General features: G+C 60.3%; 21 protein-coding genes. 8 read left to right on the top strand and 13 right to left on the bottom strand.

The features are described 5' to 3' along the window. The first annotated feature begins 70 nt into the window (after positions 1-70). Both hisS and ACVW0B_RS05795 read left to right on the top strand, forming a co-directional pair. A complete protein-coding gene (gene hisS / locus ACVW0B_RS05790; protein WP_457491182.1) occupies positions 71-1369 on the top strand; it encodes a histidine--tRNA ligase in 1299 nt (432 codons plus the stop codon). Then, positions 1363-2883 carry a hypothetical protein gene (locus ACVW0B_RS05795; protein WP_457491183.1) on the top strand — a complete coding sequence of 507 codons (1521 nt, stop codon included), beginning with the start codon at positions 1363-1365 and terminating at the stop codon, positions 2881-2883. The genes hisS and ACVW0B_RS05795 overlap by 7 nt, the downstream gene beginning before the upstream one ends. Before the next feature lie 24 nt (positions 2884-2907). Here the strand turns inward: ACVW0B_RS05795 and ACVW0B_RS05800 are convergent, their stop codons facing one another. The 4 genes from ACVW0B_RS05800 to ACVW0B_RS05815 all read right to left on the bottom strand — a co-directional run bounded on the left by ACVW0B_RS05800 (position 2908) and on the right by ACVW0B_RS05815 (position 7565). Continuing rightward, a complete protein-coding gene (locus ACVW0B_RS05800) occupies positions 2908-3744 on the bottom strand; it encodes a universal stress protein (protein WP_457491184.1) in 837 nt (278 codons plus the stop codon). 101 nt (positions 3745-3845) lie between these two features. Continuing rightward, a complete protein-coding gene (locus ACVW0B_RS05805) occupies positions 3846-4658 on the bottom strand; it encodes a hypothetical protein (protein ID WP_187147262.1) in 813 nt (270 codons plus the stop codon). Positions 4659-4797: 139 nt separating this feature from the next. Further along, positions 4798-5928 carry a hypothetical protein gene (locus tag ACVW0B_RS05810; RefSeq protein ID WP_457491185.1) on the bottom strand — a complete coding sequence of 377 codons (1131 nt, stop codon included), beginning with the start codon at positions 5926-5928 and terminating at the stop codon, positions 4798-4800. Then, complete coding sequence (locus ACVW0B_RS05815) at positions 5925-7565, bottom strand: hypothetical protein (RefSeq protein WP_457491186.1); 1641 nt, start codon at positions 7563-7565, stop codon at positions 5925-5927. Before ACVW0B_RS05815 ends, ACVW0B_RS05810 begins: the two co-directional genes overlap by 4 nt. Positions 7566-7859: 294 nt before the next feature. Here ACVW0B_RS05815 and ACVW0B_RS05820 point away from each other — a divergent pair, with 294 nt between their 5' ends. The 3 genes from ACVW0B_RS05820 to ACVW0B_RS05830 all read left to right on the top strand — a co-directional run bounded on the left by ACVW0B_RS05820 (position 7860) and on the right by ACVW0B_RS05830 (position 12725). Beyond that, complete coding sequence (locus tag ACVW0B_RS05820; protein WP_414356659.1) at positions 7860-8261, top strand: cupin domain-containing protein; 402 nt, start codon at positions 7860-7862, stop codon at positions 8259-8261. 150 nt (positions 8262-8411) lie between these two features. Then, positions 8412-10346: a cellulose biosynthesis cyclic di-GMP-binding regulatory protein BcsB gene (locus tag ACVW0B_RS05825; protein WP_457491187.1), complete on the top strand. Its 1935-nt coding sequence runs from the start codon at positions 8412-8414 to the stop codon at positions 10344-10346. A gap of 84 nt (positions 10347-10430) precedes the next feature. Then, positions 10431-12725 (top strand): glycosyltransferase family 2 protein, encoded by a 2295-nt coding sequence (locus ACVW0B_RS05830; protein ID WP_457491188.1) that lies wholly within the window; start codon positions 10431-10433, stop codon positions 12723-12725. 55 nt (positions 12726-12780) lie between these two features. Here the strand turns inward: ACVW0B_RS05830 and ACVW0B_RS05835 are convergent, their stop codons facing one another. Both ACVW0B_RS05835 and ACVW0B_RS05840 read right to left on the bottom strand, forming a co-directional pair. Further along, a complete protein-coding gene (locus ACVW0B_RS05835) occupies positions 12781-13140 on the bottom strand; it encodes a hypothetical protein (protein ID WP_414374183.1) in 360 nt (119 codons plus the stop codon). 339 nt (positions 13141-13479) lie between these two features. Further along, positions 13480-14100: a PhoD-like phosphatase N-terminal domain-containing protein gene (locus ACVW0B_RS05840; protein ID WP_457491189.1), complete on the bottom strand. Its 621-nt coding sequence runs from the start codon at positions 14098-14100 to the stop codon at positions 13480-13482. A gap of 270 nt (positions 14101-14370) precedes the next feature. On the opposite strand from ACVW0B_RS05840, the gene clpS reads away from it, so the two are divergent. Continuing rightward, positions 14371-14652, top strand: coding sequence for an ATP-dependent Clp protease adapter ClpS (gene clpS, locus ACVW0B_RS05845; protein WP_414333897.1), 282 nt, complete (start codon positions 14371-14373; stop codon positions 14650-14652). 14 nt (positions 14653-14666) lie between these two features. Beyond that, positions 14667-15491 (top strand): CPBP family intramembrane glutamic endopeptidase, encoded by an 825-nt coding sequence (locus ACVW0B_RS05850; RefSeq protein ID WP_457491190.1) that lies wholly within the window; start codon positions 14667-14669, stop codon positions 15489-15491. A 24-nt stretch (positions 15492-15515) separates the two neighbouring features. On the opposite strand, the gene ACVW0B_RS05855 is transcribed toward ACVW0B_RS05850, so the two are convergent. After that, positions 15516-16970: a sodium:solute symporter family protein gene (locus tag ACVW0B_RS05855; protein WP_457491191.1), complete on the bottom strand. Its 1455-nt coding sequence runs from the start codon at positions 16968-16970 to the stop codon at positions 15516-15518. After that, the gene (locus ACVW0B_RS05860) at positions 16963-17154 is read right to left on the bottom strand and encodes a hypothetical protein (protein ID WP_238376882.1); all 192 of its coding nucleotides are present in this window, start codon (positions 17152-17154) and stop codon (positions 16963-16965) included. Before ACVW0B_RS05860 ends, ACVW0B_RS05855 begins: the two co-directional genes overlap by 8 nt. 139 nt (positions 17155-17293) lie before the next feature. On the opposite strand from ACVW0B_RS05860, the gene dprA reads away from it, so the two are divergent. After that, positions 17294-18451, top strand: coding sequence for a DNA-processing protein DprA (gene dprA, locus ACVW0B_RS05865; RefSeq protein WP_414350682.1), 1158 nt, complete (start codon positions 17294-17296; stop codon positions 18449-18451). On the opposite strand, the gene ACVW0B_RS05870 is transcribed toward dprA, so the two are convergent. The 5 genes from ACVW0B_RS05870 to ACVW0B_RS05890 form a co-directional block, all read right to left on the bottom strand. Then, positions 18390-18725 (bottom strand): SOS response-associated peptidase family protein, encoded by a 336-nt coding sequence (locus tag ACVW0B_RS05870; protein WP_457402304.1) that lies wholly within the window; start codon positions 18723-18725, stop codon positions 18390-18392. The two genes, dprA and ACVW0B_RS05870, sit on opposite strands and share 62 nt — an antisense overlap. 247 nt (positions 18726-18972) lie before the next feature. Beyond that, entirely contained in the window at positions 18973-19440 is a 468-nt protein-coding gene (locus tag ACVW0B_RS05875) for an SOS response-associated peptidase (RefSeq protein ID WP_457491192.1), read from the bottom strand. 47 nt (positions 19441-19487) lie between these two features. After that, positions 19488-22949 carry a maltose alpha-D-glucosyltransferase gene (treS, locus tag ACVW0B_RS05880; protein ID WP_457491207.1) on the bottom strand — a complete coding sequence of 1154 codons (3462 nt, stop codon included), beginning with the start codon at positions 22947-22949 and terminating at the stop codon, positions 19488-19490. Positions 22950-23071: 122 nt separating this feature from the next. After that, a complete protein-coding gene (locus ACVW0B_RS05885) occupies positions 23072-24388 on the bottom strand; it encodes a DNA double-strand break repair nuclease NurA (RefSeq protein ID WP_457491193.1) in 1317 nt (438 codons plus the stop codon). A gap of 10 nt (positions 24389-24398) precedes the next feature. After that, positions 24399-25304: a 6-carboxytetrahydropterin synthase gene (locus tag ACVW0B_RS05890; protein WP_457491208.1), complete on the bottom strand. Its 906-nt coding sequence runs from the start codon at positions 25302-25304 to the stop codon at positions 24399-24401. Between the last annotated feature and the right edge of the window lie 22 nt (positions 25305-25326).

Raw genomic sequence — 25326 nt, forward strand, 5'->3', positions numbered from 1 at the left:
GGAGTCCTTTGACGAGAACAGCCATTGGCATAGCAGGCGGCCAGGCCCACCCCAGGGAGGGAGAACGAGAATGGAGATGATCCAGGCGGTGCGGGGCACCCGAGATATTCTGCCGCAGGAGGTGCGGCTCTGGCAGCAGGTGGAAGCCAGCGCCCGAGAGATCCTGGGACGGGCCAACTACCAAGAAATTCGCACCCCCATCCTGGAGTTGACGGAGCTCTTTGCCCGCAGCATTGGCAGTGCCACCGACGTGGTGGGCAAGGAGATGTACTCCTTCAGCACCCGTGGCGAGCAAGAGGTGAGCCTGCGCCCAGAGAACACAGCAGGTGTGGTGCGGGCCTATATCCAGCACGGGCTGCAAACGGCTGGAGATGTGCAACGCCTCTGGTATTGTGGGCCGATGTTTCGCTATGAGCGTCCCCAGGCGGGGCGGCAACGCCAGTTCCACCAGTTGGGGGTAGAGCTGCTGGGCAGCCGGGATCCCCGCGCCGATGCGGAAGTCATCGCCTTGGCCTGGGAGCTGTTGCAAGCGGTGGGGGCGGAGAACCTGAGCTTGCGGCTCAATTCCCTGGGGGATCTGCAGGATCGGCGGGCCTATCGCCAGGCCCTGGTGGACTACCTCACTCCCTTGCGGGAGAAGCTGGATCCTGACTCACAAGAGCGTCTCACCCGCAACCCGCTGCGCATTCTAGACAGCAAGGATCCCCGCACCCGCGAGATTGCCGAGGGGGCCCCCAAGCTGCCGGATTACCTCGGCCCAGAATCGCGGGCTTTCTTCGAGCAGGTGCAAGCTCACCTGCAGATGTTGGATATTCCCTACCAGTTGGATCCCTACTTGGTGCGGGGCCTGGACTACTACACCGACACCGCCTTTGAGATCGTCTCACCTGACTTGGGATCCCAGAGTACCGTCTGTGGGGGTGGTCGCTACGACGGCTTGGTGGAAGAGCTGGGCGGGCCTTCAACCCCAGCGGTGGGCTGGGCCATCGGCATGGAGCGGCTGGTGCTGCTGTTGCAAAAGAAACAAGGGGAGGCTCCGCCAACATCGGTCGAGGTTTACGTGATCTCCCGTGGGGCGAAGGCTGAGGCCCAATCCCTCCGGATCGCTCAAGCGCTGCGCCAAGCTGGTTTCTGCACCGAGCTGGATCTGAGCGGCAGCGCCTTTGGCAAGCAGTTCAAACGGGCCAGCCGCAGCGGCGCAACTTGGGCTGTTGTGCTAGGGGATGCGGAAGCTGTGGCCGGAGAGGTACAGCTTAAGCACCTGCCTACAGGGCAACAGCAAACCCTTTTGCAAGCCGATCTGGTTAAGTATCTGGCATCCCATTCGGGTCAGCAGTGCGGAGCACCTAAGGTGATGGAGCCATGTTGAATTTTTGGGTTCGGCGCGACGGCCAAGAAGACTGGCAGCCAGTACCAGCCGAGGGAGCAGTTCTGGAAGAAGATACCTACACCATTGTTGCCCGTTCGCCCCAGCCCCACTTCACCATCACGGTGGAAGTCCGGCAGCATCCTCTAGGGCCACAGAATCAGGGCTCCAACACCGGCACGACTCCTCCACAGGTCCAAACCCGTTCTGTGCGCACCAATGATGAAGGGATCGGCATTATTTTGCCTGCCAGCCGCCTCACCCCTGGGTTTTGGGAATTGCACTGCCGAGATGCCGACTTGATCGCAGAACTGTTCGGTGAAACCGAGTTGGACAATTGTCTCCGTTTTCAGGTTGTGCCTGCCCCTCTGGAGCCGGAACGAGGGATCCCTGCCCCGGTGGCTGAAGAGGCCGGGTTTGAGCCCCCCCAGAAAAAAGAGGTCGCCATCCCGCCAGAGCTGTTTTCCCTAATGCACAGTGAATTGGAGGGATCCCCGGAGGAGGTGCTGGTGTTGACGGGGCGGATCGGCTGCAGCGGCGAGCTGCGGGTACAGGTTTGGCCAGAAGGGGAGGAGAGGCCGCTTTTCCAGGGACAACGGCAAATTCAACTCCCGGCGGGGGCGCGGACGGCGGTGTTCAGCATCCCCATCACCCTGCCCAGCCAAGTGTGGGCCCGTCCTTTACGGGGAGAACTGGCCCTTACTCCCTCCTCCTGGTGGGATCCAGAGCCGTCGCCTCAGACCCTGACCATCCCCTTTTCCATTCGCTGTCGCAGCCAAGAGGCAGGACTTCTTGGCGCAGGGATCCCCCTCCCGCAGCAGCAAGAGGAAGAGAGGCTGGCCGATGCTGCCAGTCCTGCCTCGACCGCAACCCTGCTCTCTCCCGAACGAACCTTGCAAAAGCTGCTGCGCATCTGGCAGCACAGTGCTCCTGCTGGAGGGGATCCCGGCTCGACTCAGCCGGCAGAGCCCTCTGCTAAGGCCGCACCCGAACCTAACCCCCAGCCTGCGGCGCCGATTTCCCCTCTTCCCTCACCCCCCCAAGCTGAGCCAATGGGCGAGGATGCCGCCCTGCCAGCCCCAGCAGGGAGCCCGGCCACCCCACCTCCGCCTGCATTCGCCCTGCTTGCCACCAGCAAGGACACCAAAAACTCGCCCTCGCCGCCAGAAGTGTGCCCGGCGCCACAACTGCTGGTGCCTGAGCAACTGCGAGCGGGCGACAATTTCGATGTGGTGCTGCGTTTGCCGGCCTTGGCCCCTGCCTCCGCCGCCAGCGCCGCCTCCCAGCCACCTTATTGGATCAAGTTTTGGGTCAAGCATGGCCGCACCCGCTCGTTGGTGGATGGCCCCCGCTGGTTGCTGGACTTCTCCCGCGACGATCAGGGGCAGTGGCAAGCTTTAACCCGCATGACCATTCCCCCAGGCGTCCCCGAGCTGATCTTTGAAGCTTGGGCCGTCAGCCCGGATCGCCAGCAGCAGAGCGACCGAGTTACAGAGCACCGCTCTATCTTGCCTTAGGGATCCCTCGCTCTTGAGTCCTGTTTAGTCTTGGACGGAGCGCACCATCAGCACTGGGCAGCCGATGTGCACCCGCACATAGTCGGAGATGGAACGCCCCAGCAGCCGATCCAGGTCGGGGATGCTGCGGGCAATGCTGGGCCGGCGATCCGGGGATCCCATCACCAGCAGATCGGCCTTGCTTTCTTCAGCCAGGCGGACAATCTCCGTAGCCGGATCCCCGACAGCCGTCAACACCTGGTGGCCGATTTGCCGGTTTTTGAGGGTATCGATTGCCCGATCTAGAGCCTCATCTCTGCCTGGGTTGTCGGCATCCAACTGCACAGAGGCCAGGAAGATCTGGGCCCCTTGAATGCCGGAGATCAAGTCAAGGGCCGTGGCAAAGGCGGCCTGGGCAGCGGGGGAGTTGTTGAGGGCCACCATGACATGGCTGGGGTATTTGACGTAGGCGTCGTCTTTCACCAACAGCATGGGGCAGGAGGCGAGCTGGAACACATATTGGCTCACCGAGTTCTGCAAAATGGCCATGATGCGGTTGCGCCCCCGGGATCCCATGACAATTAAGGGATTGGGCATAGACTCGGCCACCTGCAGCACCACCACCTTGGGATCCCCTTCCACCAGTTGCGTGCTGATCTTTAGCCCTGGGCGGGGGGGGAAAGTCTGCAGGGTTTGGGCCAGCAGTTCCTGCCCCTTTTGCCAGGCAGCCCGCATCTCCTCGGCAGAGGTCTGGGAAGGCACCGCATGCAGCAATGTCACGTGGCACTGGGCAAAGGCCGGCAGAGACAGAAGGGTATGCACCATTTGCTCAGTGGGGCCGCTGCCATCGATGGCGGCAATGAGGTTCTCAAATCGAGGCATGGGATCCGTTCTCCGGGCCGTAGTTTGCCAAGACTCATCCTAGATCTGCCCCTGCGGATCCCTGTTACCGTAGGGGATATCCTGCAACATTTTGTTGGGTTTTAGTAACTTAGCCACACATAGCCGGTAAAGCCGCCGCCGGCATTGGTGTTGCGACCGGCCAGGAACTGAAACCCCCCCAAGCCCAGCGTTAACCCTCCCTCCAGCCGCCAGTTGAGCTGGCCCGAAAGCTTGAGGTTGTCGTAGTCGGGATCCTGAACCGCCAAATCCCCGAACAACAAAGGCGCGCCGTTGCCCAACGTAAAATCCCCATCCAAAGCCAGGATGGCCTGCAGCTCAGGAGTCAGGTCTGCCCCGAAGGTCAGGTTGGCCTTGACCCGATCCCCGGGATAGCCCAAGTAATCTCGGAACGTGAGGCAGGAGTCGAAAAAGGCGGGCAGGGATCCCAACTGGGTATTGGCCGCCACCCCAACTTTGAGATCGTAGCCGAAAACACCGTACCCCAAGGGCAGGGGAATGTCTTGGGTGGCATATCCCGGCGGGATCAAGGCCGTTAGCTGAGCCGAGAAGAAGGGATCCCCGTTCCCCCAAGTATGGCGCAGGCCCAGTTCCAGATCCCGCAGGCCCTGGTTGCGCTGGGTAACGGTGTCAGCCCCGCTGGCAAAGCGATTTTCGATGAAAACGTAGCTGGTGTTGAGGTTGAGAGTGAGCTGATCGCTAAGGCCAGTCTCGGCGAAAAGGTTGAGGCGGGTTTCTCCGTACTCCGAAAGGGCCGGCTGCAGGCGTCCCCCCTGATCAAAGCGGGTGCGAGGCCGATAGACCTCCGGCTGCAGCGAAAAAAAAGTCTTGCCGGCACCGCGGGGAAAACCGCATCCTGCCCAGGCCGGCAGCTCCGGCGGCATTGCACTAACCACTAGACTCGCCAGCAGGCTTGCCCTTAGAAATCTCAGCTTCTCCATGGCAGGGATCCCGGCAGCTTCAGGGGGATTGTATCCCCAGGATCAAGCTCTGGGCCAAGATCCGGGACAAAACCGGCTTTGGAACGACTGCTAACTATGAGGTGGCAGCCGGTAGGCCCACCTGTGCCCGGAATTGGCGAGCGGCGGTCAGCGCTCCGAAGGGATCCCCCTTATACAGGCCGTAGTGCATCAAGGACAGGTGCCGCAGCCCCAGTTGAGACACTTCCCGCAGCCACTCCGGCTGGCTCATGAGCTGAAAGTCTGTATGGACGGTGTCGGCCCGTCCGCCGCTGGGGTGCTTGTCTTTGATGGAGGGCTCGTAGTGGGCCAACATCAGGTTGGAGTGGATAGGGGAAAACAGGCGGCAACAGAGGCGGATTTGCTCTGGGTTGCCGGGATCCGGGCCGTTCAGCTCTGGGTTAAACTCCCCTGGCCGCCGCTGGCGCATCGACTGGAAGGCGATCCCGTCCATCCGGCTCAGGGTCTCGGCAAAGGGCTCCACCATGCTGCGGCCTGCCCCCCGGGAAGGGTCGTCAAAGGTGGCAATCCAGCCCCCCCAGCACAGGGCCACTTCGGCCTCTGGCAGCCGCTCTTTGATGGCCTGTCGGGCTGTGAGGACATTGCGCATCAGGGCTTGGTAGTAGGGAGCAGTGTCGGCGTTGTAAGTGTCCGCCGGGATCCGCCAGTAGGAAAACTCAGTAGCCAAGCTCCAGTAGGTGGGGCGGCCCTGAGGATTGGCTTGGGCAATATAGCCCGCCAGCTCGGCCACGTCCTCCACAAATTGCGGGGAGATGTGGTAATCGCCGCAGGGGCGGTGGGTGTCGTCTTCCCAGGTGATGATGTGGAGGGTATAGCCCCGCTCAAACCACTGCCGCAAAAGCCCGGCCTGGTGCCAGTTGCGCCAAAAGGAGAGATCCCCCTGGCGGTGATCAAAGCTGTTCAGCCAGCCGCTCAGGAAATGGGGATCCCACCCCTGCGCCACTGCCGCCACCTGCGGATCCGACTCGATTTCCCAGAGGAAGCGACCGGGATCCTCGCCAATGCCCACCTGCCAGCGGGCCAGCAGCTCTGACAAGTTCATGCTTCCCGTCTCGGCATTTTCCGGGCTGCGACTCCCCTGCTGACTCAAAAACTCCTGGCCACAGCCGGCAACCCCATAGGCAGCCAGCAGCGCTCCGCCCGCTTGCAGCACCTGTCGCCGCTGCCAGGATCGTCTCCTTTTCATCTCCTCTCCTCCTGCGGTTCCTCTTGGTGTTGGCGAGCCCACAGCCGCACTTGGGGGGAGCTATAAACCTCCCTGAAGCCCGGCAGCCCCTCAAAATTGAGCTCAGGCCAAAATTGCAGGATGCGATCGGCGCTCCGCAAGGGATCCGCCAGCCCCGCTACCAAGAGGTAGTCCACCCTTTCCTGGGGATGCTGAAGGGCCAGGGCAAACTCGTACTGGTGAGGAGTAAGGAAAGAGCGGGGATCCCTTGCCCAAAAGATAGCCTCAAAGTGGATGTCGTCGTCCACCAGCACTTTTTGTCCGGGCAACAGGTGGCGATAGAGATACTGCCCAACCTGGCGCTTTTCCTGCCGCAGCCTCCGCCAGTCTTCTAGGGCTTGCCCAGCAGAGGTTACTTCATACAGGTTTTGGGCAGCTTCCAACTCGCCACTAAGGGGCACTAACCCTGCCACCAGCCGCTCCCAGAGATCCCGCTCCTCGGCCACCAGGGGCATGACGAAACCCGGCTCTTGGCTCACCCCATAACCGGCAGTGAGGCAGTTCAACCCCAAGAGGGCAGTGATCAACAGGCGCTTAGCCCAGCCGGGGCCGGCTCCGCGACACAAGTAGGCGCCCATCAGCAAAGGCAGCGGCACCCAGAAAAGGCCAAAGCGGCTCAGCTCCCGCAAAAACAGCCCCTGCCCTAGAGAAGCCAGCAGGATGACCAGCGGCATCCCCCAGACCAGAGCCCATACCCAGCGACCCGGGCCTCGGCCCAGCAGGGATCCCAGCCCCAACAGCAGATAGGCAGGGGCCAGCACCGCCAGCCATTTCCCAGCCTCCAGCACCCCCCGCCAGCCACCCGCCTGCTGCAAGTCTTCCCGCAATTGCGGCAGCCGCAGACCGCTGCCCACCTGGTAGGTGAAAGCCCAGGGATCCCCTACCGACAGCCAATTCACATACAGCCAGCTCAGGATCAAGGCTAGGCTGACAAAGCCGGCCACCAACAGCGAGGCCCAGCGAAACCCCCAGACTTCTCGGCGAAAGGCCACCAGCAGCAGCATCCCCGCCCAGGGCAGCAGCCATCCGCTTTCCCAGCGCAGCACCATCAGGGGCCCCAGCGCCAGCCCAACGAGCAGCAGCCTCAGGGTAATAGGCAGCTCATCCCCTGCCGCCACTGACTTCCCCGCTGCTCGTTTCTCGTCAGCCAGGGGAAACAACAAGGCCATGTTTACCCCCAGCAAAAGCGAGGTGGCCGTCCAAGCGGGGCTGCGCAGCAGCATCAAGATCAAAGCCGGCTGCACCACCATCAACAAACCCCACAGCCAGCGCCATCCCACTTCCACCGGCAAACGGCGTAACTGCCGCCACACCCAGCCCAGCACCAGAGAGCCGAAGACAGTCTGCAACAACAGCGGGGATTGTCCCAGAATGGCCGTAGCCAGCACCAGCAAGGGAGGAAAGGTGGTGCCCACAATGGGCAGGCGCGGATCCGGCCCCAAGGCCGCCACGGATCCCTTGTAGCCAAGAAACTGCATCTCCAAGCTCACCCAGCTCCAGCCTTCCTTCAAACCCCACAGAAGGCTAGCCAGCAGCAGAAACAGGATCCCGGTAGACCCGAAGAGCCGCAAGAAAGCCCTGAGCCTGTTGAGAAACATGGGTTACTTCAGTAGCTTCAAGAATTTAGAATTAATTGGAGATTAATTGGAGGGTAACTGGTTAAATCGCCAATCGAGCCTCAAGAGCTATTTAGTGTTAATGAGAACATGTCTCAAGTAGGGCGTGGGGATGGGCTGACGTGTCTAGGCACTGGACACAGGGATAGACTAGCATTCCCTGTCTTGAGAGTCTTTTTCTACGAGTTTTGGCGTAGGCCAATTCAGCCAGATTGTCGATGAGGGGTTCTCGGATTCTGAGAGAGGATGGGGACGACTTTGCAAGGACATGATCTTATGTTGCAGGCTGTGCGGGGCGTGAATGATGCAGCAGTTCCAGCGCTTGAGCTGGTACCCTCTCAAGCAGAAACCCGTCCTTGGGGATCCTTCTGGGTTTTGGATGAAGGCCCGATGTACAAGATCAAGCGCATCGAGGTGAAGCCTGGCCATCGGCTCAGCCTGCAGATGCACTACCACCGCAGCGAGCACTGGATCGTGGTCAGGGGCACAGCGAAGGTTACCCGTGGAGAAGAGGTGATGCTGCTGAGCTCCAACGAGTCCACCTACATTCCCCCCTGCACCAAGCACCGCCTGGAAAACCCCGGCACCCTTCCCTTGGTGTTGATCGAGGTGCAAAACGGGGAATATCTCGGGGAGGACGACATCGTGCGCTTTGAGGACGACTACGCCCGCCAGTAAAGGGATCCCCTGGGCATCCGAATCCACGATTTGTGCGTACAGACCCCGAAAGCTTACAGATTTCTGCATGTCGGGCAAACCTGGGTCAGGTAGGCCAAGGGGCTTGCCTGCACTAGACAAGTGAGGGATAAGCAAGAGGGGGTCAAGGTGATGCAGAAGGCAAGGCAGTGGGCTTTGTGGGTTGCCGGTTTGCTTTGGTGTTGCGGGCCGACGGCTGTCCACGCAGCGGAAGTCATTTCTCTGCAAAGGCTGGGCTACGACCGCTCGGTGCTGCTGCAAGGAGCTAACCCGCGTCTAGATATCGGGATCCCTGCCCCCCTGAACGGCCTTGACCCTGAGGCCAGCTTTGTGCAGTTGCGCCTGGATCCCTCGCCGGTGCTCAAGCCCACGTCCACGGTGCGGGTGCTGATCAACGAGGAGCTAATGGGCCTTTTTCTGGTGCGGGACCTGCGGCAGGAGCCGGTGGTGCGGGTGCCCATCCCCAGCTTGGCCGCTGGCGAGCGCTTTATCACCTTGTCGGTGCAGCCTTTCCTGAGCATCAGCGACGATATTTGCGCCGACTTGAATACCGGCAATTTGCTGCTGACGGTAGGGCGGGATAGTTTCTTTGAGCTGGTGCCCCTCGTTCCTGATGCCACGGTGGCCGGTTTTCTGGGCCGGCTGTATCCTCAGGTTACTTTGGTAGTGCCGGCCAATCCTTCCTCTGAGACGGCGGAAGCAGCTCTGTGGCTGTACAGCCTCCTTTCTCACCTGTTTCCGCAAACGCCTATCCTGTGGAGCAATCGTCCGAAGCAGGGGGCACAGGTGATCTTAGAGCCGGCCAATTTCACCCCCCACTTGCAGCATCAAATTACCCCAGAGGGATCCCGCCTGCGAGTGGCCGCCCGCCGGGAAGCTATTCTTGCTCTCTATGAAGAATGGAAGCGGGCGGGGCTGGTCAGCCGCGGCATCCAGGTGACAAGGGTGGCGGATCTGGAGAGAGCGCTCAGGGCCAACCGCCTCAGCCTGCGAGAGCTGGGGATCGTGGATCCCATGTTGCGGGGGTTTGGCAGCCAGTCTTTGGTCTTCAACTTCAACCTGTCCCAATTGGGGGGGCGGCCGCGGGATCTGGCGGCGCAACTAGATGTCGTTATGAACCCGGTGGATGGCCGAGTGGGGGATCGCCTCACCGGCTACGTGTTCTTGAATGGCGTTCTGTTGCGCACCTACAACCTAACCGGGCGCACCCAGCTCAACGAGACCATCCCCCTCCCCACCCGCCTGCTGCGCCGCTTTAATCAACTGGAGCTCCGCTTTGACTATGGCGCCAGCCCCGGTAATTGCCAGGGATCCCTGACCCCGCTGACTTTGCAAGTGCGCTCGGATAGCTCTGGCTTTATCTGGAGCGGCTACCAAGCCCCCACTGGCGAGCTGCAGGAGATCCCGGCGGTGCTTCGAGGATCCGGCCAAGTGTGGGTAGGGGATCCCCAACTGCTGCCGGCTGCCGCCTACCTGGTCGGTGCCCTCAGCCGGCTGGCTGCCCGACCCCTGCTGCCCACCCTTGAGGTTTTGCCCAAAGAGGAAGCCAACCTGGAGACGGGGAACTTTGCCTGGCAGGTGATCGTGGCTGGGCCAGATCAGGTGGAGCTTAATAGCCCCATCCGGCTGGGATCCCAGTTTGAAATCATCAATCCCCTCAACCGGCAGGTGGCCTTGGCCGCTCAGCCTCAAGAAAACCTCGGCCTTTTGCAGTACTTTCTCCTGAAAGGTAAGCCGAACCTTTGGCTTTCCTGGTGGGGATCTGACCCGGCTTTGGCAGAGCGCCTCAGCCGCGGCCTTGCCGATCCGCGCACCCGCCTGGCCAACCAGCTACAGGGAAACGTGCTCACCGCCTATGCCGCTGCCCCCGATCTCACCCAAGTACAGAGCTGGGATCTCACGCCGGCAGGCTATCGAGTGCGCTACCCTGGTCGCTTCAGTTGGCAGCTTTTGTTGTGGCAATACCGCTATTGGTTAGTGCTGCTGCTGGCCCTTTTGCTGGCAGTAGGAGCCTGGAATACCTACCAACGCTTGGCCCGCCGCCCTGAGTCGCCCACCCTTTCCTAGGGGGGTTGGCAGAGGACTTCCGGTTAAACCAGACTTGAGCCAAACAAGGACTCCGTCCCACTTGCGCGAATAGGGTTTCCAGCCATGCTCCAGTCCCTCAAATCCTCGCTTTTGCGCACGGGCTACCTTACCCGTCAGCAATTGGCTAAGGCTGAGGAGTATCGCGAAGCAGCTAGTTGCTCCTTGCCTAGGGCTCTTTGGAGCTTGCGAGTCATGCACCCGGGCAAGTTTGTCAACTTGTGTCGCCAGATTCTGGACCGGCCTAGGCTGAGAGACTGGCTGCTCAAGCACTCCCTAGATCCAGAGCTGCCTTGGCTGATTGAGCCTATTGATTTGGTGCCGGTGCGCTTTTTGCCCTGTGGCTGGCTCGACCCGCAAACTGTTGTGGTGGCCACAGAAGAGCCGGGCTTCCCCGCCATTTGGCAGTCTGTGAAACACCTGTGCCCGGAAGCAGAAAAACTCTGGGAGATCCCAGCCACTGAAAAGCAGATCCTGACGGTCATCCTTGAGCGCAAGCTGGCCGTCGAGCTGCTGGGCAGCCGTCTTACCTTAGAGCAGTGGCAGCAGGCTTTGGAGATCCGCCGCCGCACCGGCTCCAGCCTGGGGCAGGTGCTGACCCGGCTGAGCTACCTCTCCACCCCCGAGTATCTCAGCATCCTAGCCCATTTGCTGGGCTACCCCGCTGTCTCAGAACTAATGGGGACAGGGCTGCTCCACCGCGACGAGAGCCTGAGCCGGCAGTTTGATCCCGAGGTGATGATGCGCCACCTCTTCTACCCCTTGAGCTGGACGGATGAGCACACCCTTACAGTGATGGTCAATGACCCCCTGGACTGGGCGGTGGATGAGCTGCTCTACAGCTGGCGGCCAGGCTTGCGGATTGAAAAGGTGCTGGGCACCGAGCAGGATATCACGCAACTGCTCAGCCAAGACCAGGGATCCCGCTTCAGCCAAGAGGCGGTGTACAAGCTGATGGCCCGCCTGCCGGAGGAATCGGCCTCGCGGGTGTTTACCCCCTCCCAGATTGCGGTGGGCTATGGCCTGCTGCTGCTGTTGCTCTGGGGATTGGCCACTGCTCCCTGGGCGACTCTAACGATCTTGGTGCTGCTGATCAATCTTTTTTACGTCGCTTCGATCCTGTTCAAACTGCTGCTCAGCCTGGTGGGATCCGCCGATCGCTTCCACCAGATTACCGATGAGGAAGTAGCCGCTTTGGATGATCGCGACTTGCCTATCTATACCATCCTGGTGCCGGTCTACAAAGAACCGGAAGTGATGCCAATTTTGATCAAGTCTCTCTCTAAGCTGGATTACCCCCACGAGCGGTTGGATGTGCTTATTCTGTTGGAGGAAAACGACCGAGACACCATTGAGGCAGCTCGAGCTGCCAAGCCCCCCCGCTACGTGCGCCTGCTGTTGGTGCCCGACAGCAAACCCAAGACCAAACCCAAAGCCTGCAACTACGGCCTGGCCTTTGCCCGTGGTGAATATCTCACCATCTACGACGCTGAAGATATTCCTGACCCAGATCAACTCAAAAAAGCGGTCATCGCCTTCCAGAAAGGGGATCCCAGCTTGGTCTGCGTCCAGGCTGCCCTTAACTACTTCAACCGCAACGAGAACTTCCTCACCCGCATGTTCACCTTGGAGTATTCCTATTGGTTTGATTATCTTCTGCCGGGTTTGGAAACTCTGAAAATGCCCATCCCCCTGGGAGGCACTAGCAACCACTTTCGCACTGACCGCCTGCGGGAGCTGCAGGGATGGGATCCCTTTAACGTCACCGAAGACGCAGATCTAGGCATCCGCGCCAGCCAGCACGGCTATACGGTGGGGGTGATCAACTCCACCACTTATGAAGAGGCCAACTGCGCCGTTAAAAACTGGATCCGGCAGCGCTCCCGCTGGATCAAGGGCTACATGCAAACTTGGCTGGTGCACAACCGCAACCCCCTGCGCTCGTTGCGCAAGCTGGGCCTCAAGAACTGGCTGTCTTACCAGTTTTTTATTGGCGGCAGCTTCTTTACCTTTCTCACCAGCCCCATCATGTGGCTGCTGTTTATTTACTGGCTGCTCACCCGCGCCCATTGGCTGCAAAACATTTTCCCCAGTTGGCTGGTTTATCTGGGCTTGTTTAACCTCCTGGTGGGCAATGCCATTGGGATTTACCTCAACTTGGTGGCCGTTTTCCGGCGAGGGTACTACGATCTGGCCTTCTATGCCCTGCTCAACCCCATCTACTGGCAACTGCACTCTATGGCAGCTTACATGGCCCTGTGGCAGCTCTTTACCAAGCCCTTCTACTGGGAAAAGACCATCCACGGCCTGAGCAAGTTTACCCACGCCAAAGTCCAGGAAGCTGCTCACAAAGCAGCCTAGGCTACGGACTGAGTTCCTAAGCAGTAGCAGCGAAGTGAGGACAGCCAGCACCCTTCTAGAAGCTGTAGTCCGAGTCTACGATCACAGCGCAACCACGGGGGTGGAGACAGCTAGCCATAATCACCTTGACGGAAAAGTTGCCCTCGTAGGGCGCCTGCACGATGGGGAAATCGTCCAACAGTTCGTCTGCAGCCACCACCTGACCGCTGGCATCGTAAAGCACCAGATCCACATCGAAGCAATCCTGGTCGCACTGCGCCCAGATGTTTTCACCTCGGTAGAAATAGCCTGTAACTACGGTCGATTGTCCATTAAGAAGCCACAAACTACGGCTCTGAGCCCAGGCGGCAGCGCCCCCGATAACTGTGGCCGCTCCTATTAAGCTTGCCACCAACCAGCCCCGCACCGAAGCCATAAGACTGCCCTCCTACTGAAAAACGGAGATAGATTTTCTACAGGGATCCACCTCAACGCCCACACTCTAGCACCCAGATCCGTTTCTCCCGAATGATTCAGATCACGTTAAGGATCTTAAGAATCTCATGCTGAAAATCGCGAAAAAGAGTTACAAAAAAAGGGATCCCGAGTAGAGCAGGGATCCCTCAATTCTGACCAGAAATCCGGCGAAGCTCCCGCATCGGTCTGGCCGACTTCTCATTGCGGCAAATTCAGTTCCCCCCTTCGCCCTAAGGGATCCGTCAAAACACTGCCGGCGGGGCCTTTGATTTGAATGGTGCAGCGGCTGCCGGAGACTTCAATAACGTTGTAGTTGGGCACCGCCAGCTCCAAAAAGCGCAGGTTGCCTGTGGTTACCCCTGGGATCCCGCTCACCTGGGGATTGGCCGGGTTCACCGGTGCCAAAAAGCCGTTCACAATTAGGAAAGGGAGGCTCGTTGGCACAACTGATGTGTAAGAAGCGAATGGGTCGTCCATCCCCAGGAGCTGGCAGGGTGCGAAACTGGCCTACAGGGCTGGTAAACCCCTCGCTGACAAACCGGTAGAAGTAGCGCTGCGCTGGCCTCAAGCCGGTGACGACGGCACGAGCAATGTAGTCGCCTGGCTCAGTGCGGTAGTTGCGGCCCGCCACACGGCGAGCAGTAAGCGAAACTTGTTGCGAAATGGGGTTGAACTCGGAATTCTCAGCCACCTGCAACGTCACCGCAACCGTGTCTGTTGCACTGGCCGGGATCACCCGCGTGGAAAGCACCGCCCCTTCCGAGGTGGGATCCCCGGCAAATACCCCTTGAGGGAACCCGGGCTCTCCCAGGGGGGGAATGGAGGAACTGGAGGTGCCCCCACAGGCAGCCAGGGCAGCTGCCCCACCTCCAAACATCAGCAACTGCAGGAAAAAGCGACGGGAACGCAGGGAACTCATAGGGCCCACCTCAGGGACACAGGCAAATGTAAAGGGATCCGCAACAAAGGCCAATCGCCTTTTTAGTCAAGCACTTTTGCCCCCAAGCTGAGGTTGTGGGCAGGTGAAGGTTGGGTTAGGGTTTGTTTAATGGATTAGGCTCCCCAGGGCCTTTTCACAGAGCTTGCTGAGAAGGCTAAAATTTCATTACAGTTTTTCCTGCTTTTGCCCCATTTTTGCGGTTTTGCGTTCCTTAGACTTCTTGTTGACCCTGCCGAAGGAGGGATCGTCGTGGCTACGGAGACTCTGGTCAAGCCTTCTGTAACCCCAAAGCACATGCCCATGTACCGGGTGTTGCTGCACAACGACGATGTCAACACCATGGAGTACGTGGTGCAGGTGCTGGTCAAGGTGATCCCATCCATGATGCCGCCGCAAGCCACCGAGATCATGCTAGAGGCCCACAACAACGGTGTTGCTGTGGTGATCGTGGTGCCGCGGGAGCACGCGGAGTTTTACTGTGAGCAGTTGCGTCAGCACGGCCTCACCAGCTCCATTGAGCCGGAACGCTAGGCGGGGCGGGTTGGATGGGCCTGCCGATCTCCAAGCTGAGGGCTTGTCCATTTCTGCTGCGTCTGCTGCTTTTCTTGGCGATCCCGCTCTTGGCCTGGCTGCCGTTGCTCGGGCTGGGGAGTTGGCTTCTTCCTGAACGACGGGAGTACCTGTGGCTGCTCCTGTATGCCCTGCTGCTAGCCTGGCTATGGGTGTGGGGATCCGGGTTTGCCGCCTATGGACTGGATGGCAGTTGGCCTTGCCGAGGCGGGATCCTCTGGGGCCTGGGGATAGGTGTGGGCGGGCTTTTCCTGCTGTTTGGCCTAGAGGGATCCCTGGGTTGGCTGAGTTGGAGGGCGGTAGGAGGGGGATCCCTGCTGGTCTATGGGTTGCTGGGGTTGCTTTTGGGCTTGGGGGTGGCGCTGGCGGAGGAGCTGTTTTTTCGCGGCTGGCTGCTGCAGGAGATGCTGCTGGACTACGGTTGCAGCACTGCGGTGTGGGGATCCAGCTTCCTGTTTGCTATGGCCCATTTCCTGAAGCCTTTGCCTGAGATTCTCGCCACCTGGCCGCAATTTCCCGGACTGTGGCTGATGGGGCTGCTGCTGGTGCAGGCGAGGGTCTGGAACCAAAACAAGCTGGGCCTTAGCCTAGGGCTGCACGCGGGTTGGGTATGGGGCATGGCCTGGGTCAACAACTTGGCCTGGATAGACTACACCGGCAGGGCGCCAGCGTGGCTAACGGGGATTGGTGGCAACCCCTTGGCGGGCCTGATGGGCTTGCTTTTTCTAGGAGGGACTTTCGCATTTCTCAACGGCCTGGCTCAAGCTGGCTGGCTACCGGCAGACCTGGAAAAGCGTTGATTGAGCTGATCGATAAAGAATAACCTACTCTCCCCAAGGCCCTTCCTCGTAGTAGGCGGTCACCTGCTCCTTGGGCGGCTGGGTAAGCAAGCTTACGCCAATTAACACCCCACTGCCGATAACCACTGCCGGGATTACGGGTAACCAGCCCCCTGTCCAAGCCCGCGGCAACAGACCCGACAGCCAACCTAAAGTCAGGCCACTGGAGACGAGGGCCCCGGCTACAGCCCCAGCGCGGGTAGCCCGCTTCCAGTACAGGCCGGCAATTAAGACAGGGAACAGCATGGCATTTCCCTGAAAGCTCCAGGTGGCAATCTCCACAATCAGCCCCGGCGGGTTAAGAGCAATCACAAAGGAAGCTAGGCCGATCCCCAGCACCACCCAGCGGCCTAGCAACTCTTCTTGGTGGGGGGAAAGCTGGCGCCTGAAGAAGGTAACCACCAGATCCCGCGTCACTAGGGAGCTGGCGGTGAGAAGCTGGGAGTCAGCTGTAGACATGAGAGCAGCCAGGGCCGCCGTAATCACCACCGCTGCTACGCCGCTGGGCAGGGTTTGCAACATCATGGGCATAATCTGATCCGTTTTCTCCAGGCTGGGAAAAGCCAGGCGGCCCCAAACCCCCAGCAGAGCTGCTGGGAAAAAGACCAGCAGAATCAGCAGCGGCCAGACTACCATCAGGGTCTGGAAGGGCCGGGCACTTTTGGCCATGTAGAAGCGCTGGAAAAATTGCGGGAAAAGGGGCGTGGCCATGAAAAACAGCAACTGGTTGCCAAATAGCCCCTGCCAGCTCCAGCGCCCATTGGGGCCGGGCAAGCTCAGCCAGGGATCCAGTTCGCTACCCGCTTCTCTCCCTAGGGAGAAAGCCACTGCAACAAAGGCCACCCCCATCCCCAAAATCAGGATGATCCCCTGCACCACGTCCGTCCAGACCACCGCCTGGGATCCGCCAAAGAGCACATACCCCAAGATCACCAGCGCCACCACCACCGCCAAGGGCCAGTAGGGGATCCCCTCCCCCAACACCGCCGCCAGGGTGCGGGCTCCGCCAATGATCTGGATGCTGATGTAGGGGGCGGTAAACGTCAGGGCGCTAAGGCAGTAGAGTAGAGCCAAAAGAGGGCTGTTGAAGCGGTGGCCGAAAAACTCGGAAGGGGTGATGAAGCCAAAGTGTTGGGCTGCTAGCCATACCCGGTAGCCCACCCACAAAAACAGCCCCGAAATGAAGGCGGTGGTCACTCCCACCCCCAGGAAGATCCCTATGCCGTGGGTATAGGCATCTGCCGGCACCCCAATGAAGGTAAAGGCGCTGAGCAAGGTGGCCAGCGTCGTCAAAGTTAGAGCCAGGGATCCCAACCCCCGCCCTGCCAAAAAATAGCTCACCGGATCCTGGCCGCTGTGGCGATAGCTCCAGAAGCCAATGGCCGCCAGCAGCAGCAAGTATGCCCCCACCACACCCAGACTCAAAACCGTGTTACTCATCTCCGCCTCTCGGCCAGCAAACGCGCACAATGTAGAAGTTAAGAGGTACCAACAGCAGGACAGCCAATCCCGCCAGCCAATACCAGGCCGGGATCCCCAAAAACTGGGGCTGGGCCGAGCGGGATCCCACCCAGGTCAACAGCCACAGCAGGGGATAGGCCCCCCACACCCAAGCTTGGCGCATCCGCCCAAACCGCAGCTGCCTTGATCCTTGAAGGTTACCGGCGGGATCCAACCCTGACATCTGCCCATCTCCTGATTTTTTGCCACGGGTTCCTTTTGCCGATTATTTAAGATACAGCCACTGTTGCGCAGAGCTGAAATTGTCTTTCTCCACTTCCCCTTCAGATCCTGCCGGCAAGGTGGAGCCTTTCCGTTGGCCAAAGCGCGGAGAACCAGAGCGGCCTTATTGGCTAGCTTGGGCCCGCATCAAAGGGATTGGCCCCCACCGGCTCAAGCGGCTGGCGGAGTTTTTTGGATCCCTGGAGCGGGCTTGGCAAGCGGATGCCCCGGCCCTGCGGCAGGTGGAAGGCATTGGCCCCACCCTGGCCCAGGCTATTGTCTCTGCCCGTCCTGGCCTTGATCCCGAGCAGATCCTGGAGGAAACCCTCAAAGCGGGGATCCCCTTTCTCACGCCTGCAGATCCGGACTATCCGCCGCTGCTGTGGGAGGTGCCAGATCCCCCGCCCATTCTCTATGCCCTAGGAGAATGTCCCAATTGGCAACAGCCGGCTATTGCCATCGTCGGCACCCGCGCCCCTACGGCCTACGGTCGACAGTGGACCCAGAAAGTCAGCGCTGCCCTGGCGGAAGCTGGCTGTGTGGTGGTCTCGGGGCTGGCAACGGGGATCGACGGCATTGCCCACCAGGCCTGTCTGGATGCCGGCGGCAAGACGGTGGCCGTGGTGGGAACGGGGGTGGACAAAGTTTACCCAGCTCACCATCAAGCTCTCTACCGGCGCATCCTGGCCCAAGGGGCCATCCTCAGCGAATATCCCCCCGGCACGCCACCGGCCAAGGAGCATTTTCCCCAGCGCAACCGCATCATTGCCGGCCTCTGCCGCGCCACTTTGGTGATGGAGGCTCCGGAAACCTCGGGAGCGCTAATTACTGCTCACCTGGCCAACCACTACGGTCGGGAAGTGTATGCCCTGCCGGGGAACATCGACACGGCAGCAGCCCGCGGCTGCCTGCAGCTCATCCGCGACGGCGCCGGCATGATCCTGGGGATCGAGGAGCTGTTGAAAGACTTGGGCCTCCTCCAGGGATCCCCTGTGCTAAAGCAGCCCTCGTCCACTGGCCCCAGCGATCCCCAACAGCAACTGCTCTGGCAGCTGCTAGGGGAGGGCATCCTCAGCCTCGATGCCCTGGCCCAGGCTAGCCAGATGGATATTGCCACCCTTTCCAGTACCCTGCTGCTTATGGAATTGGAAGGCTGGCTGGTACAACTGCCGGGGATGCGCTACCAGCGGGCTCGCTGAGGCTGGATCCCTGCACTGCTTCTCCGATAGGAGCACGGCAAGCGGGATCCTCGTGGCGGGGGTTGTTCACATAGGTGCTGACCGGATAAGCCGCCATGGCTTCTGCTGGGTAGGGGCGGAGCAAGGGCAAAAGCAGCTTGGGATCCTGCACCTGGGGATCCAGCCAGAGGTCGTAGTCGTTTTCCGTCAAAATCACGGGCATCCGCTCGTGAAAAAGCTGCATCAGACGGTTGGCGGCAGTGTTGAGGATGGCACAGGTTTCCACCTGATACATTCACGCTGAACTCTCCTGAACATGGTTCAGGAAAGAAGCGATCGCATCCTGCCTATCTCTGTTCGCGTCAGCGGGACGGAGTCCAAACAGGAAGGCGGTATCCCGCAAAGCCCTGAGGAATACCCCCCGAGCGCTTTCCCCCTTCACTTCCCGGCAACCGTTGCGGTGGACTCAAGGATCAGGGGGAAACTTGGTCTACTATATCCCTCTCAATGACTTTTGCCAAACCGCCTAAAGCTCAGTAAATTCAGCAAAGTTCAGGGTTTTGGGGGTTAGAGGCATGCTCCACCCCCTCTGGACTGCGCCAGCGTTCCCAAATGCCGGCAAAGGCAAATACCGGTCGATCCACCAGGTGAAACCAGTAGGGTTGTCTGCCCTTCTTGCCTGTACCCTGGTCGGCCCACTCGTAGAAGCCATCTGCCGGGATCAGGCAGCGACGACGGCGGAAAGCTTCGCGGAAAGAAGGCTTCTCGGCCACCGTTTCAGAACGAGCATTGATCAACCCGGCCTGAGGAGCTCGGCTCCAAGCGGGGATCAAGCCCCAGCGAAAATGGGTTGCCTCGCGCTGAAGGGATCCCGCCACCACCGCCAGCACCGGCTGAGAAGGAGCGATGTTATACCGGGGGACAGCTGCCCTTTCTTGGGCTGCCGCCGGCAAGCCGAAATGCTGCATCAGCACTTCTGGGGCCACTGCCAGGCTAAACCGTCCACACATGTTTGTCCCCCAGTCGCTCACCCCAAATGGCCTGCCGACAGGATCCCCTAAACCTTGGTGGAAATGCCCAGCAGTTGCAAGATCCCGCGCAGGGGAATCTCCACCCACTCGGGGCGGTGGTTCAACTCATAGCCCAGCTCGTAAATGGCTTTTTCCAGCAGATAGGCGTCCAACAACACCTCTATCTCTTGCAGGCTGCGGGGCAAAAAAGCCGCTTGGGAAGCCACCTGCAGATATTCGGCCAAAAAGCCCGCGCAGACCCAGCGGTGCCAAAACTGGGCCCACCGCATCATGTCGGGGCAGTGGTCGGCGCAGACCAAGCCGCTCTCCAGTTGCTGGCGCAAAGCTGTGTGGACAGCATAGTGGAAGGATCGCAGCATCCCCGCCACATCCCGTAAGGGGCAACGCTTGAGACGCCGTTCGCCCAAAGAGCGGGCCGGCTCCCCTTCAAAGTCGATGATGACAAAGTCTTTGCCGGTAAACAGCACCTGGCCCAGGTGATAATCCCCGTGGCAGCGGGTACGCAGGGCAGTGATCTTCCGCTCCAGGATCAGGCGGAAGCGGCTCATGATTTCCCCTTCTTGGTCGCAAACAGCCCGAGCCAAGTTGGCCTCTGCTTCCGGCAGCTTGGGGAGCTGCTTATAAGGACTCCGTCCCGCTGACGCGAACAGCAGCGGAAACACCTGCCCCACCAAGTTGCGCATGGACTGGTAAACGGAGCGCTGGTACAGGCTGGAGAAAGGCTCTGGGGCAAAGTCTTTGTTCTCCGTAAAGGACTCCGTCCCGCTGACGCGAGCGGCAGCCAGGGCGATGTGCAGCTCGGCGGTGCGCTTGGCCAAGATCCGCACCGATTCTAGGTAGCTGCCGATGGTGGCGTAGGCCAGCTCCGGCAAGGGCTGTTGGGAAAGCTCCAAGAAGGATCCCTGCGGCACGGGCACGGGATCCACCTCTTGGTAGTGAACCAGCACCGCCTCAAAAAATTGCCCCAGGCTGTCCAGGGTGTAGTGCCAGGCATCTCCCTCGTTGGGGATGTACTCCTGCAAAATGGCCAGGGTAATGGGCTGATCGGCGGGATCAAACCCACGGGCCCCGCGACGACGGCGATACTCCAGGGATCCCAGCAGCCGCGGCACCCGCACTTGGGGATGGTGCTCCAGCAGGTAGCGGCCTATCTCCAGCTCTGGGTTTACCCCCTCGGCCACCCGGTGGTAGAGCTTGAGGAGGTAGTGGTCGCCATAGACAACGGAGGTGTAGCTCTGCTCTGCCTTGAGGAGGCGGGGTTCCAGGTCATGCTCAAGGGCAGCAAAGCTAGTGGCCCAGAGCTCTCCCTGACGGTGACGCAGGCGGCCCTGCTGGGCAATTAGCTGCAGCAGCCGCAGCAAGAAGCTTTTGTCAGCCAGGGCGTTGAAAATTACTCCCGCCGGCCCTCCGGCCACTTGCACAGGGAGGATGACCGCCTGGGGCATCTCCAGGCGCAGGTGTACGGCTGCTTCTTGGGTGGCATAGCCCACAGGGAGAGAGTAGAGCTGCGTATCGCCCTCGATAAACTCGGCCTGGAGAAGCAAGATCTGGCTGCCCAGCAAGGACTCCTCTTCTCGGCGGCAGGGGATAGCCTGCAGGATATGGATCGCCTGGAGCTGGCGGTTTTGGGAGCCAAACCAACGACAGCGGTAGAGGTAGTCCGCCAAGACTGCCTCCAGCTGCTTTTGGCTTTCCCCTTGCAAGAGACTGTCCCAACTACCACTTTGAACAACCAGAGGACTACCACTTTGAACAACCAGAGGGACCAGGCGTTCCTGCTCCTCCGCTTTGCTGGGGCTGAGGTGGATGGTCTCCGTTTGGGGCTCAAGGGAAAACCAGTAAAAGGAATGGGGGCCTAGCGTTAGGAAATAGGGCAGTCGCCCAATAGGGGGAAACTCGGTGTGGCCAAAGATCTCCACCGGGATCAATCCTTCCCACGGCGATAGATCCAGCCCCACCCACTGGGCGTAGCGGGAGAGATTGGCCACCACCAAGATGCGCTCGCCGCGGTAGGCTCGCACAAAGGCAAGCACCTTGCGGTTTTCTGGGTGGAGCAGCTCAAAGGAGCCGCGGCCAAAAGCTTGGAATCGCTTGCGCACGGCGATGAGCCGCTTCATGGTCCACCACAGGGAATGGGGGTTGTTTCGCTGCGCCTCCACATTGACAGCTTCGTAGTGGTACTCGGCGTCGATGACGATGGGCAGGTAGAGCTTCTGAGGGTTGGCCCGCGAAAAGCCGGCGTTGCGGTCGGCGCTCCACTGCATGGGGGTGCGCACGCTATTGCGATCCCCCAGGTAGATGTTGTCCCCCATGCCGATCTCGTCCCCGTAGTAGATGACCGGCGTGCCGGGCAGAGAAAACAGCAGGCTGTTCATCAGCTCGATGCGGCGGCGGCTGTTGCCCAGAAGGGGGGCCAAGCGGCGGCGGATCCCCAGGTTCACCCGCGCGTTGGGATCCTTGGCGTACACCTGGTACATGTAGTCCCGCTCCTCGTCAGTGACCATCTCCAGGGTGAGCTCGTCGTGGTTGCGCAGGAAGAGGGCCCACTGGCAGGTTTCAGGAATGGGAGGGGTTTGTTGCAGGATGTCAATGATGGGGAAGCGATCCTCCATCTGGATGGCCATAAACAGCCGTGGCATGAGGGGAAAGTGGAACTCCATGTGGCACTCGTCCCCATCGCCGAAGTAGGCCACAGCATCTTCTGGCCACTGGTTGGCCTCCGCCAGCAGCATGCGGCCAGGATACCTTTGGTCAATGTGTCGGCGCAGAGCCTTGAGAAAGGCATGGGTCTCCGGTAGGCTCTCGCAGGTGGTGCCCTCCCGCTCGTAGAGATAAGGCACCGCGTCCAGCCGCATGCCATCTACCCCCAAGCTCAGCCAAAAGTCCACCACCTCGAACATGGCTTTTTGTACGGCGGGGTTGTCGTAGTTGAGATCTGGCTGGTGGGAGTAAAAGCGGTGCCAGTAGTAGGCCTTGGCCGCTGAATCCCAGGTCCAGTTGGAGGCTTCAAAGTCTTGAAAGATAATGCGGGCCTCTTTGTACTTTTCGGGGGTATCGCTCCAAACGTAAAAGTCCCGCTCGGGGGTGCCGGGGGCAGCTCGTCTGGCCCGCTGAAACCAGGGGTGCTGATCCGAAGTGTGGTTGAGGATGAGCTCAATGATGACGCGGATCCCCCGCTTATGGGCAGCCTCCAGAAAGATCTTGAAGTCCTCTAGGGTGCCCAAGTCAGGGTGAACACTGGTAAAGTCAGAAACGTCGTAGCCGTCATCTTTTAAAGGCGAGGGGAAAAACGGCAGCAGCCAGACGGCTGTAATCCCCAGTTCTTGCAAGTAGTCCAGCTTTTCGGTCAGGCCCTGGAAGTCGCCCACGCCATCGCCGTCGCTGTCGAAAAAGGCCCGTGCCGGCAGCTCGTAGATGATTGCATCTTTGTACCAAAGGGGGTCGTGGGTGAGGGGGGAGATGAGGCTGCGCAGAGGGGCTCGGATCATCATGTCGGTCATGTCGGCAACAGAGACAGGATTGGGACACCTTGGCAACCCTAGCCGTTGAATGGGGATCCCCTCAATAGGCTACAGCCTTCTCTTGGGTGCCAGGGATCCCCGGCGTCGGTTCAGGCAATGCCACTCCGCTTCTGGGCTTCCTTGCGGGAGACGGCCACGTGGCGCAGGCCGGCCCGGAGCAGCTCCTGCTCGATCAAGGCAAAAAACCGTTGCCGATCCCCGCTTCTCACCACCGCCAAATGATGGGCTTCCGCCAAGGCGATGGGGTAGCCAAAGCCCTTGTGCACTTGGCTCAGCACCCCTGCCAGAGCCCGCTGCAGCAACTCCGCATCCTGGACCACCCAAGCGGGAAACTCCAGGCGAGCAATTTCGGCTTGGCCCAGGGATCCCTCGCCAACATTGAGGTAACAACAGTGGACGTGGTGTTCCCCGAAGGCGTCCAACACGCTGGCGCCGCTGCGCCAAAGGGGGCTGCGCTCTCCCGGCTGCAGCAGGGATCCCCAAAAGACGCGGTCTGCCAGGGGGGCGAAGGGATGGCAGGGAGGAGACTTCTCGCCGGGACAGTAGCGGTAGCAGTCACAGCCCAGGTACGGGCACAGCCCCAAGCGCAGGTAGTTGAGGGTTTCGCTGCTGCGGGAGGCGCTGATGTAACCCACGAGAGGAATGCGGGCCGCCCGCAACTGCTCCAAGGTCGCCAGAATGGGATCCAACCAGGGGCGCCGAGCCGACTGGGACAGAGGTTCCAGTCCCCAGGGGATCAGGGATCCATCCAGGAGCGCCAGCGTGGTGCGGCGACGGGGCACCGACAGGGCCAAACGAGCCAGCTCCTCCAGTTCCGCTTGGGAGCGTCGTAAGGCCAGTATCTCTTCCAGCCCCAACGAGGACTCCGTGCCGCTGGTAGGATTGCGTTCACCTGGAGCGCGCTGCGGGCGAGAGTCTCGCCGGTTAAGGGGGGCCCTCGGCAACCCTTCTGCCCGCGGTTCCGAGAGAGGGGAGTCTGAGCGGTTTTGCTGGGCAAGGGGCCCATCTCCATACAGCAGCAGGGGCTGGCTGTCCAGGAGCGGCCACTCCTGGGTGCCGTAGTGGAGAACCACGCGCCCAACATTGATCAGCGAGCAGTAGGCAATCTCGTGGTGACTGGGCAAAATCTGGGATCCATCCGTGGCCACCACCGTGTGTCGCCCCTGCAGAGGCTCGACCTTGGGCAGGGATCCCCAGGCTTCCAGCGGCTCGGCGGGGCTGGCGCAAACAAACGACAGATGGGATCCCCACTCCACCCAGCGGGACTGCCAAACCTGCGGCTCCTGCTGCCAGCGCTCGAAAACTTGCCAGGCTTGGCGGAGGCGTTCTTGGCCGGCTTTCGACTCCTGTTGCAGGTGCCGGGTGAACGCAGGAATTTGCCCGCTCAGCTTAACCAGATCCAACATGATGGCCGCATCAGCCCTGCATGGCAATACGGCTGCCAGAAGCGGAAGAAGCCACATCTTGTCCTTCTGAGGAGTTGAGCAGCTCTTCCAGCGGAAACTCCCCGTAGACCTCGCTGCTGTTGTTGGGACTCTCCTGCAGGCGAACCCGATGCAACTGCACCCCCAGCTCCCGCAGGGGCAGAGTCAGCAGCCGCTGGATGTAGAGGGCGATGTTTTCGGCAGTAGGCACCACCTGGGCAAAGTAGGGAATGTCTTTGTTCAAAAAGGTGTGATCCAGCGGCTTCACCACCTGCTCCTCGATCAGCCGCTGCAGGGCCGCCAAGTCCACGATCATCCCCGTGCGCGGGTCGATGGATCCCTTGACGGTGATCTCCAGGCCGTAGTTGTGGCCGTGGCCGTGGGGACGGGCACAGAGGCCGTAGATGGCGCTGTTTTCTTCAAAACTCAGGTGATCCAGAGCCAAGCGGTGGGCGGCGCTGAAATGGGTGGCAACAGTCAAGTAGGCTTGCATGGCTTCTCCTCGGTATTCGGCCCAAAGCTCAGGATCTTCGTACAGACGGACGCTGGTCAGGGGCAGAGCCTCGGCCAGGCGTTGCCAAATCACGTAAGCGATAAACTCGGTAGTGGGCAAGGTTTGGGCAAACTCCGGCCAAGCTTGATTTAGATAAGCAAAGTTGAGATCTTGAATCACCCGCTGCCGGATCACTTGCTTTACATCCGAGAGGTTGAGCACCATCCCATAGTCATCCACCTCACCACTCATGCCCACCTCCAGCACATAGTTGTGGCCATGGCCGGGAAAACGGGCATTGGGGCCAAAGCGGGCCAAGTTCTCGGCTTCTGAGAGCTCGGGCAACCAGTACCGGTGGCTGGCGGCAAATTGCGCCCGACGGTAAATTGTACAGATTCTGGACATGAGTGGAGAGGAGAGCATCTGC

The organism is Thermostichus sp. MS-CIW-23, assembly GCF_054059455.1.

Coding starts and splice junctions, on each gene's coding strand:
- ACVW0B_RS05800 (WP_457491184.1), bottom strand. CDS start 3,744: ATGCCTCGATTTGAGAACCTCATTGCCGCCATCGATGGCAGCGGCCCC.
- ACVW0B_RS05885 (WP_457491193.1), bottom strand. CDS start 24,388: ATGTTGGATCTGGTTAAGCTGAGCGGGCAAATTCCTGCGTTCACCCGG.
- ACVW0B_RS05840 (WP_457491189.1), bottom strand. CDS start 14,100: ATGAGTTCCCTGCGTTCCCGTCGCTTTTTCCTGCAGTTGCTGATGTTT.
- ACVW0B_RS05815 (WP_457491186.1), bottom strand. CDS start 7,565: ATGTTTCTCAACAGGCTCAGGGCTTTCTTGCGGCTCTTCGGGTCTACC.
- ACVW0B_RS05810 (WP_457491185.1), bottom strand. CDS start 5,928: ATGAAAAGGAGACGATCCTGGCAGCGGCGACAGGTGCTGCAAGCGGGC.
- ACVW0B_RS05835 (WP_414374183.1), bottom strand. CDS start 13,140: ATGGCTTCGGTGCGGGGCTGGTTGGTGGCAAGCTTAATAGGAGCGGCC.
- ACVW0B_RS05850 (WP_457491190.1), top strand. CDS start 14,667: ATGGGCCTGCCGATCTCCAAGCTGAGGGCTTGTCCATTTCTGCTGCGT.
- ACVW0B_RS05875 (WP_457491192.1), bottom strand. CDS start 19,440: ATGTGTGGACGGTTTAGCCTGGCAGTGGCCCCAGAAGTGCTGATGCAG.
- ACVW0B_RS05830 (WP_457491188.1), top strand. CDS start 10,431: ATGCTCCAGTCCCTCAAATCCTCGCTTTTGCGCACGGGCTACCTTACC.
- treS (WP_457491207.1), bottom strand. CDS start 22,949: ATGATCCGAGCCCCTCTGCGCAGCCTCATCTCCCCCCTCACCCACGAC.
- ACVW0B_RS05860 (WP_238376882.1), bottom strand. CDS start 17,154: ATGCGCCAAGCTTGGGTGTGGGGGGCCTATCCCCTGCTGTGGCTGTTG.
- ACVW0B_RS05890 (WP_457491208.1), bottom strand. CDS start 25,304: ATGTCCAGAATCTGTACAATTTACCGTCGGGCGCAATTTGCCGCCAGC.
- ACVW0B_RS05855 (WP_457491191.1), bottom strand. CDS start 16,970: ATGAGTAACACGGTTTTGAGTCTGGGTGTGGTGGGGGCATACTTGCTG.
- ACVW0B_RS05795 (WP_457491183.1), top strand. CDS start 1,363: ATGTTGAATTTTTGGGTTCGGCGCGACGGCCAAGAAGACTGGCAGCCA.
- ACVW0B_RS05870 (WP_457402304.1), bottom strand. CDS start 18,725: ATGTATCAGGTGGAAACCTGTGCCATCCTCAACACTGCCGCCAACCGT.
- hisS (WP_457491182.1), top strand. CDS start 71: ATGGAGATGATCCAGGCGGTGCGGGGCACCCGAGATATTCTGCCGCAG.
- ACVW0B_RS05825 (WP_457491187.1), top strand. CDS start 8,412: ATGCAGAAGGCAAGGCAGTGGGCTTTGTGGGTTGCCGGTTTGCTTTGG.
- ACVW0B_RS05820 (WP_414356659.1), top strand. CDS start 7,860: ATGTTGCAGGCTGTGCGGGGCGTGAATGATGCAGCAGTTCCAGCGCTT.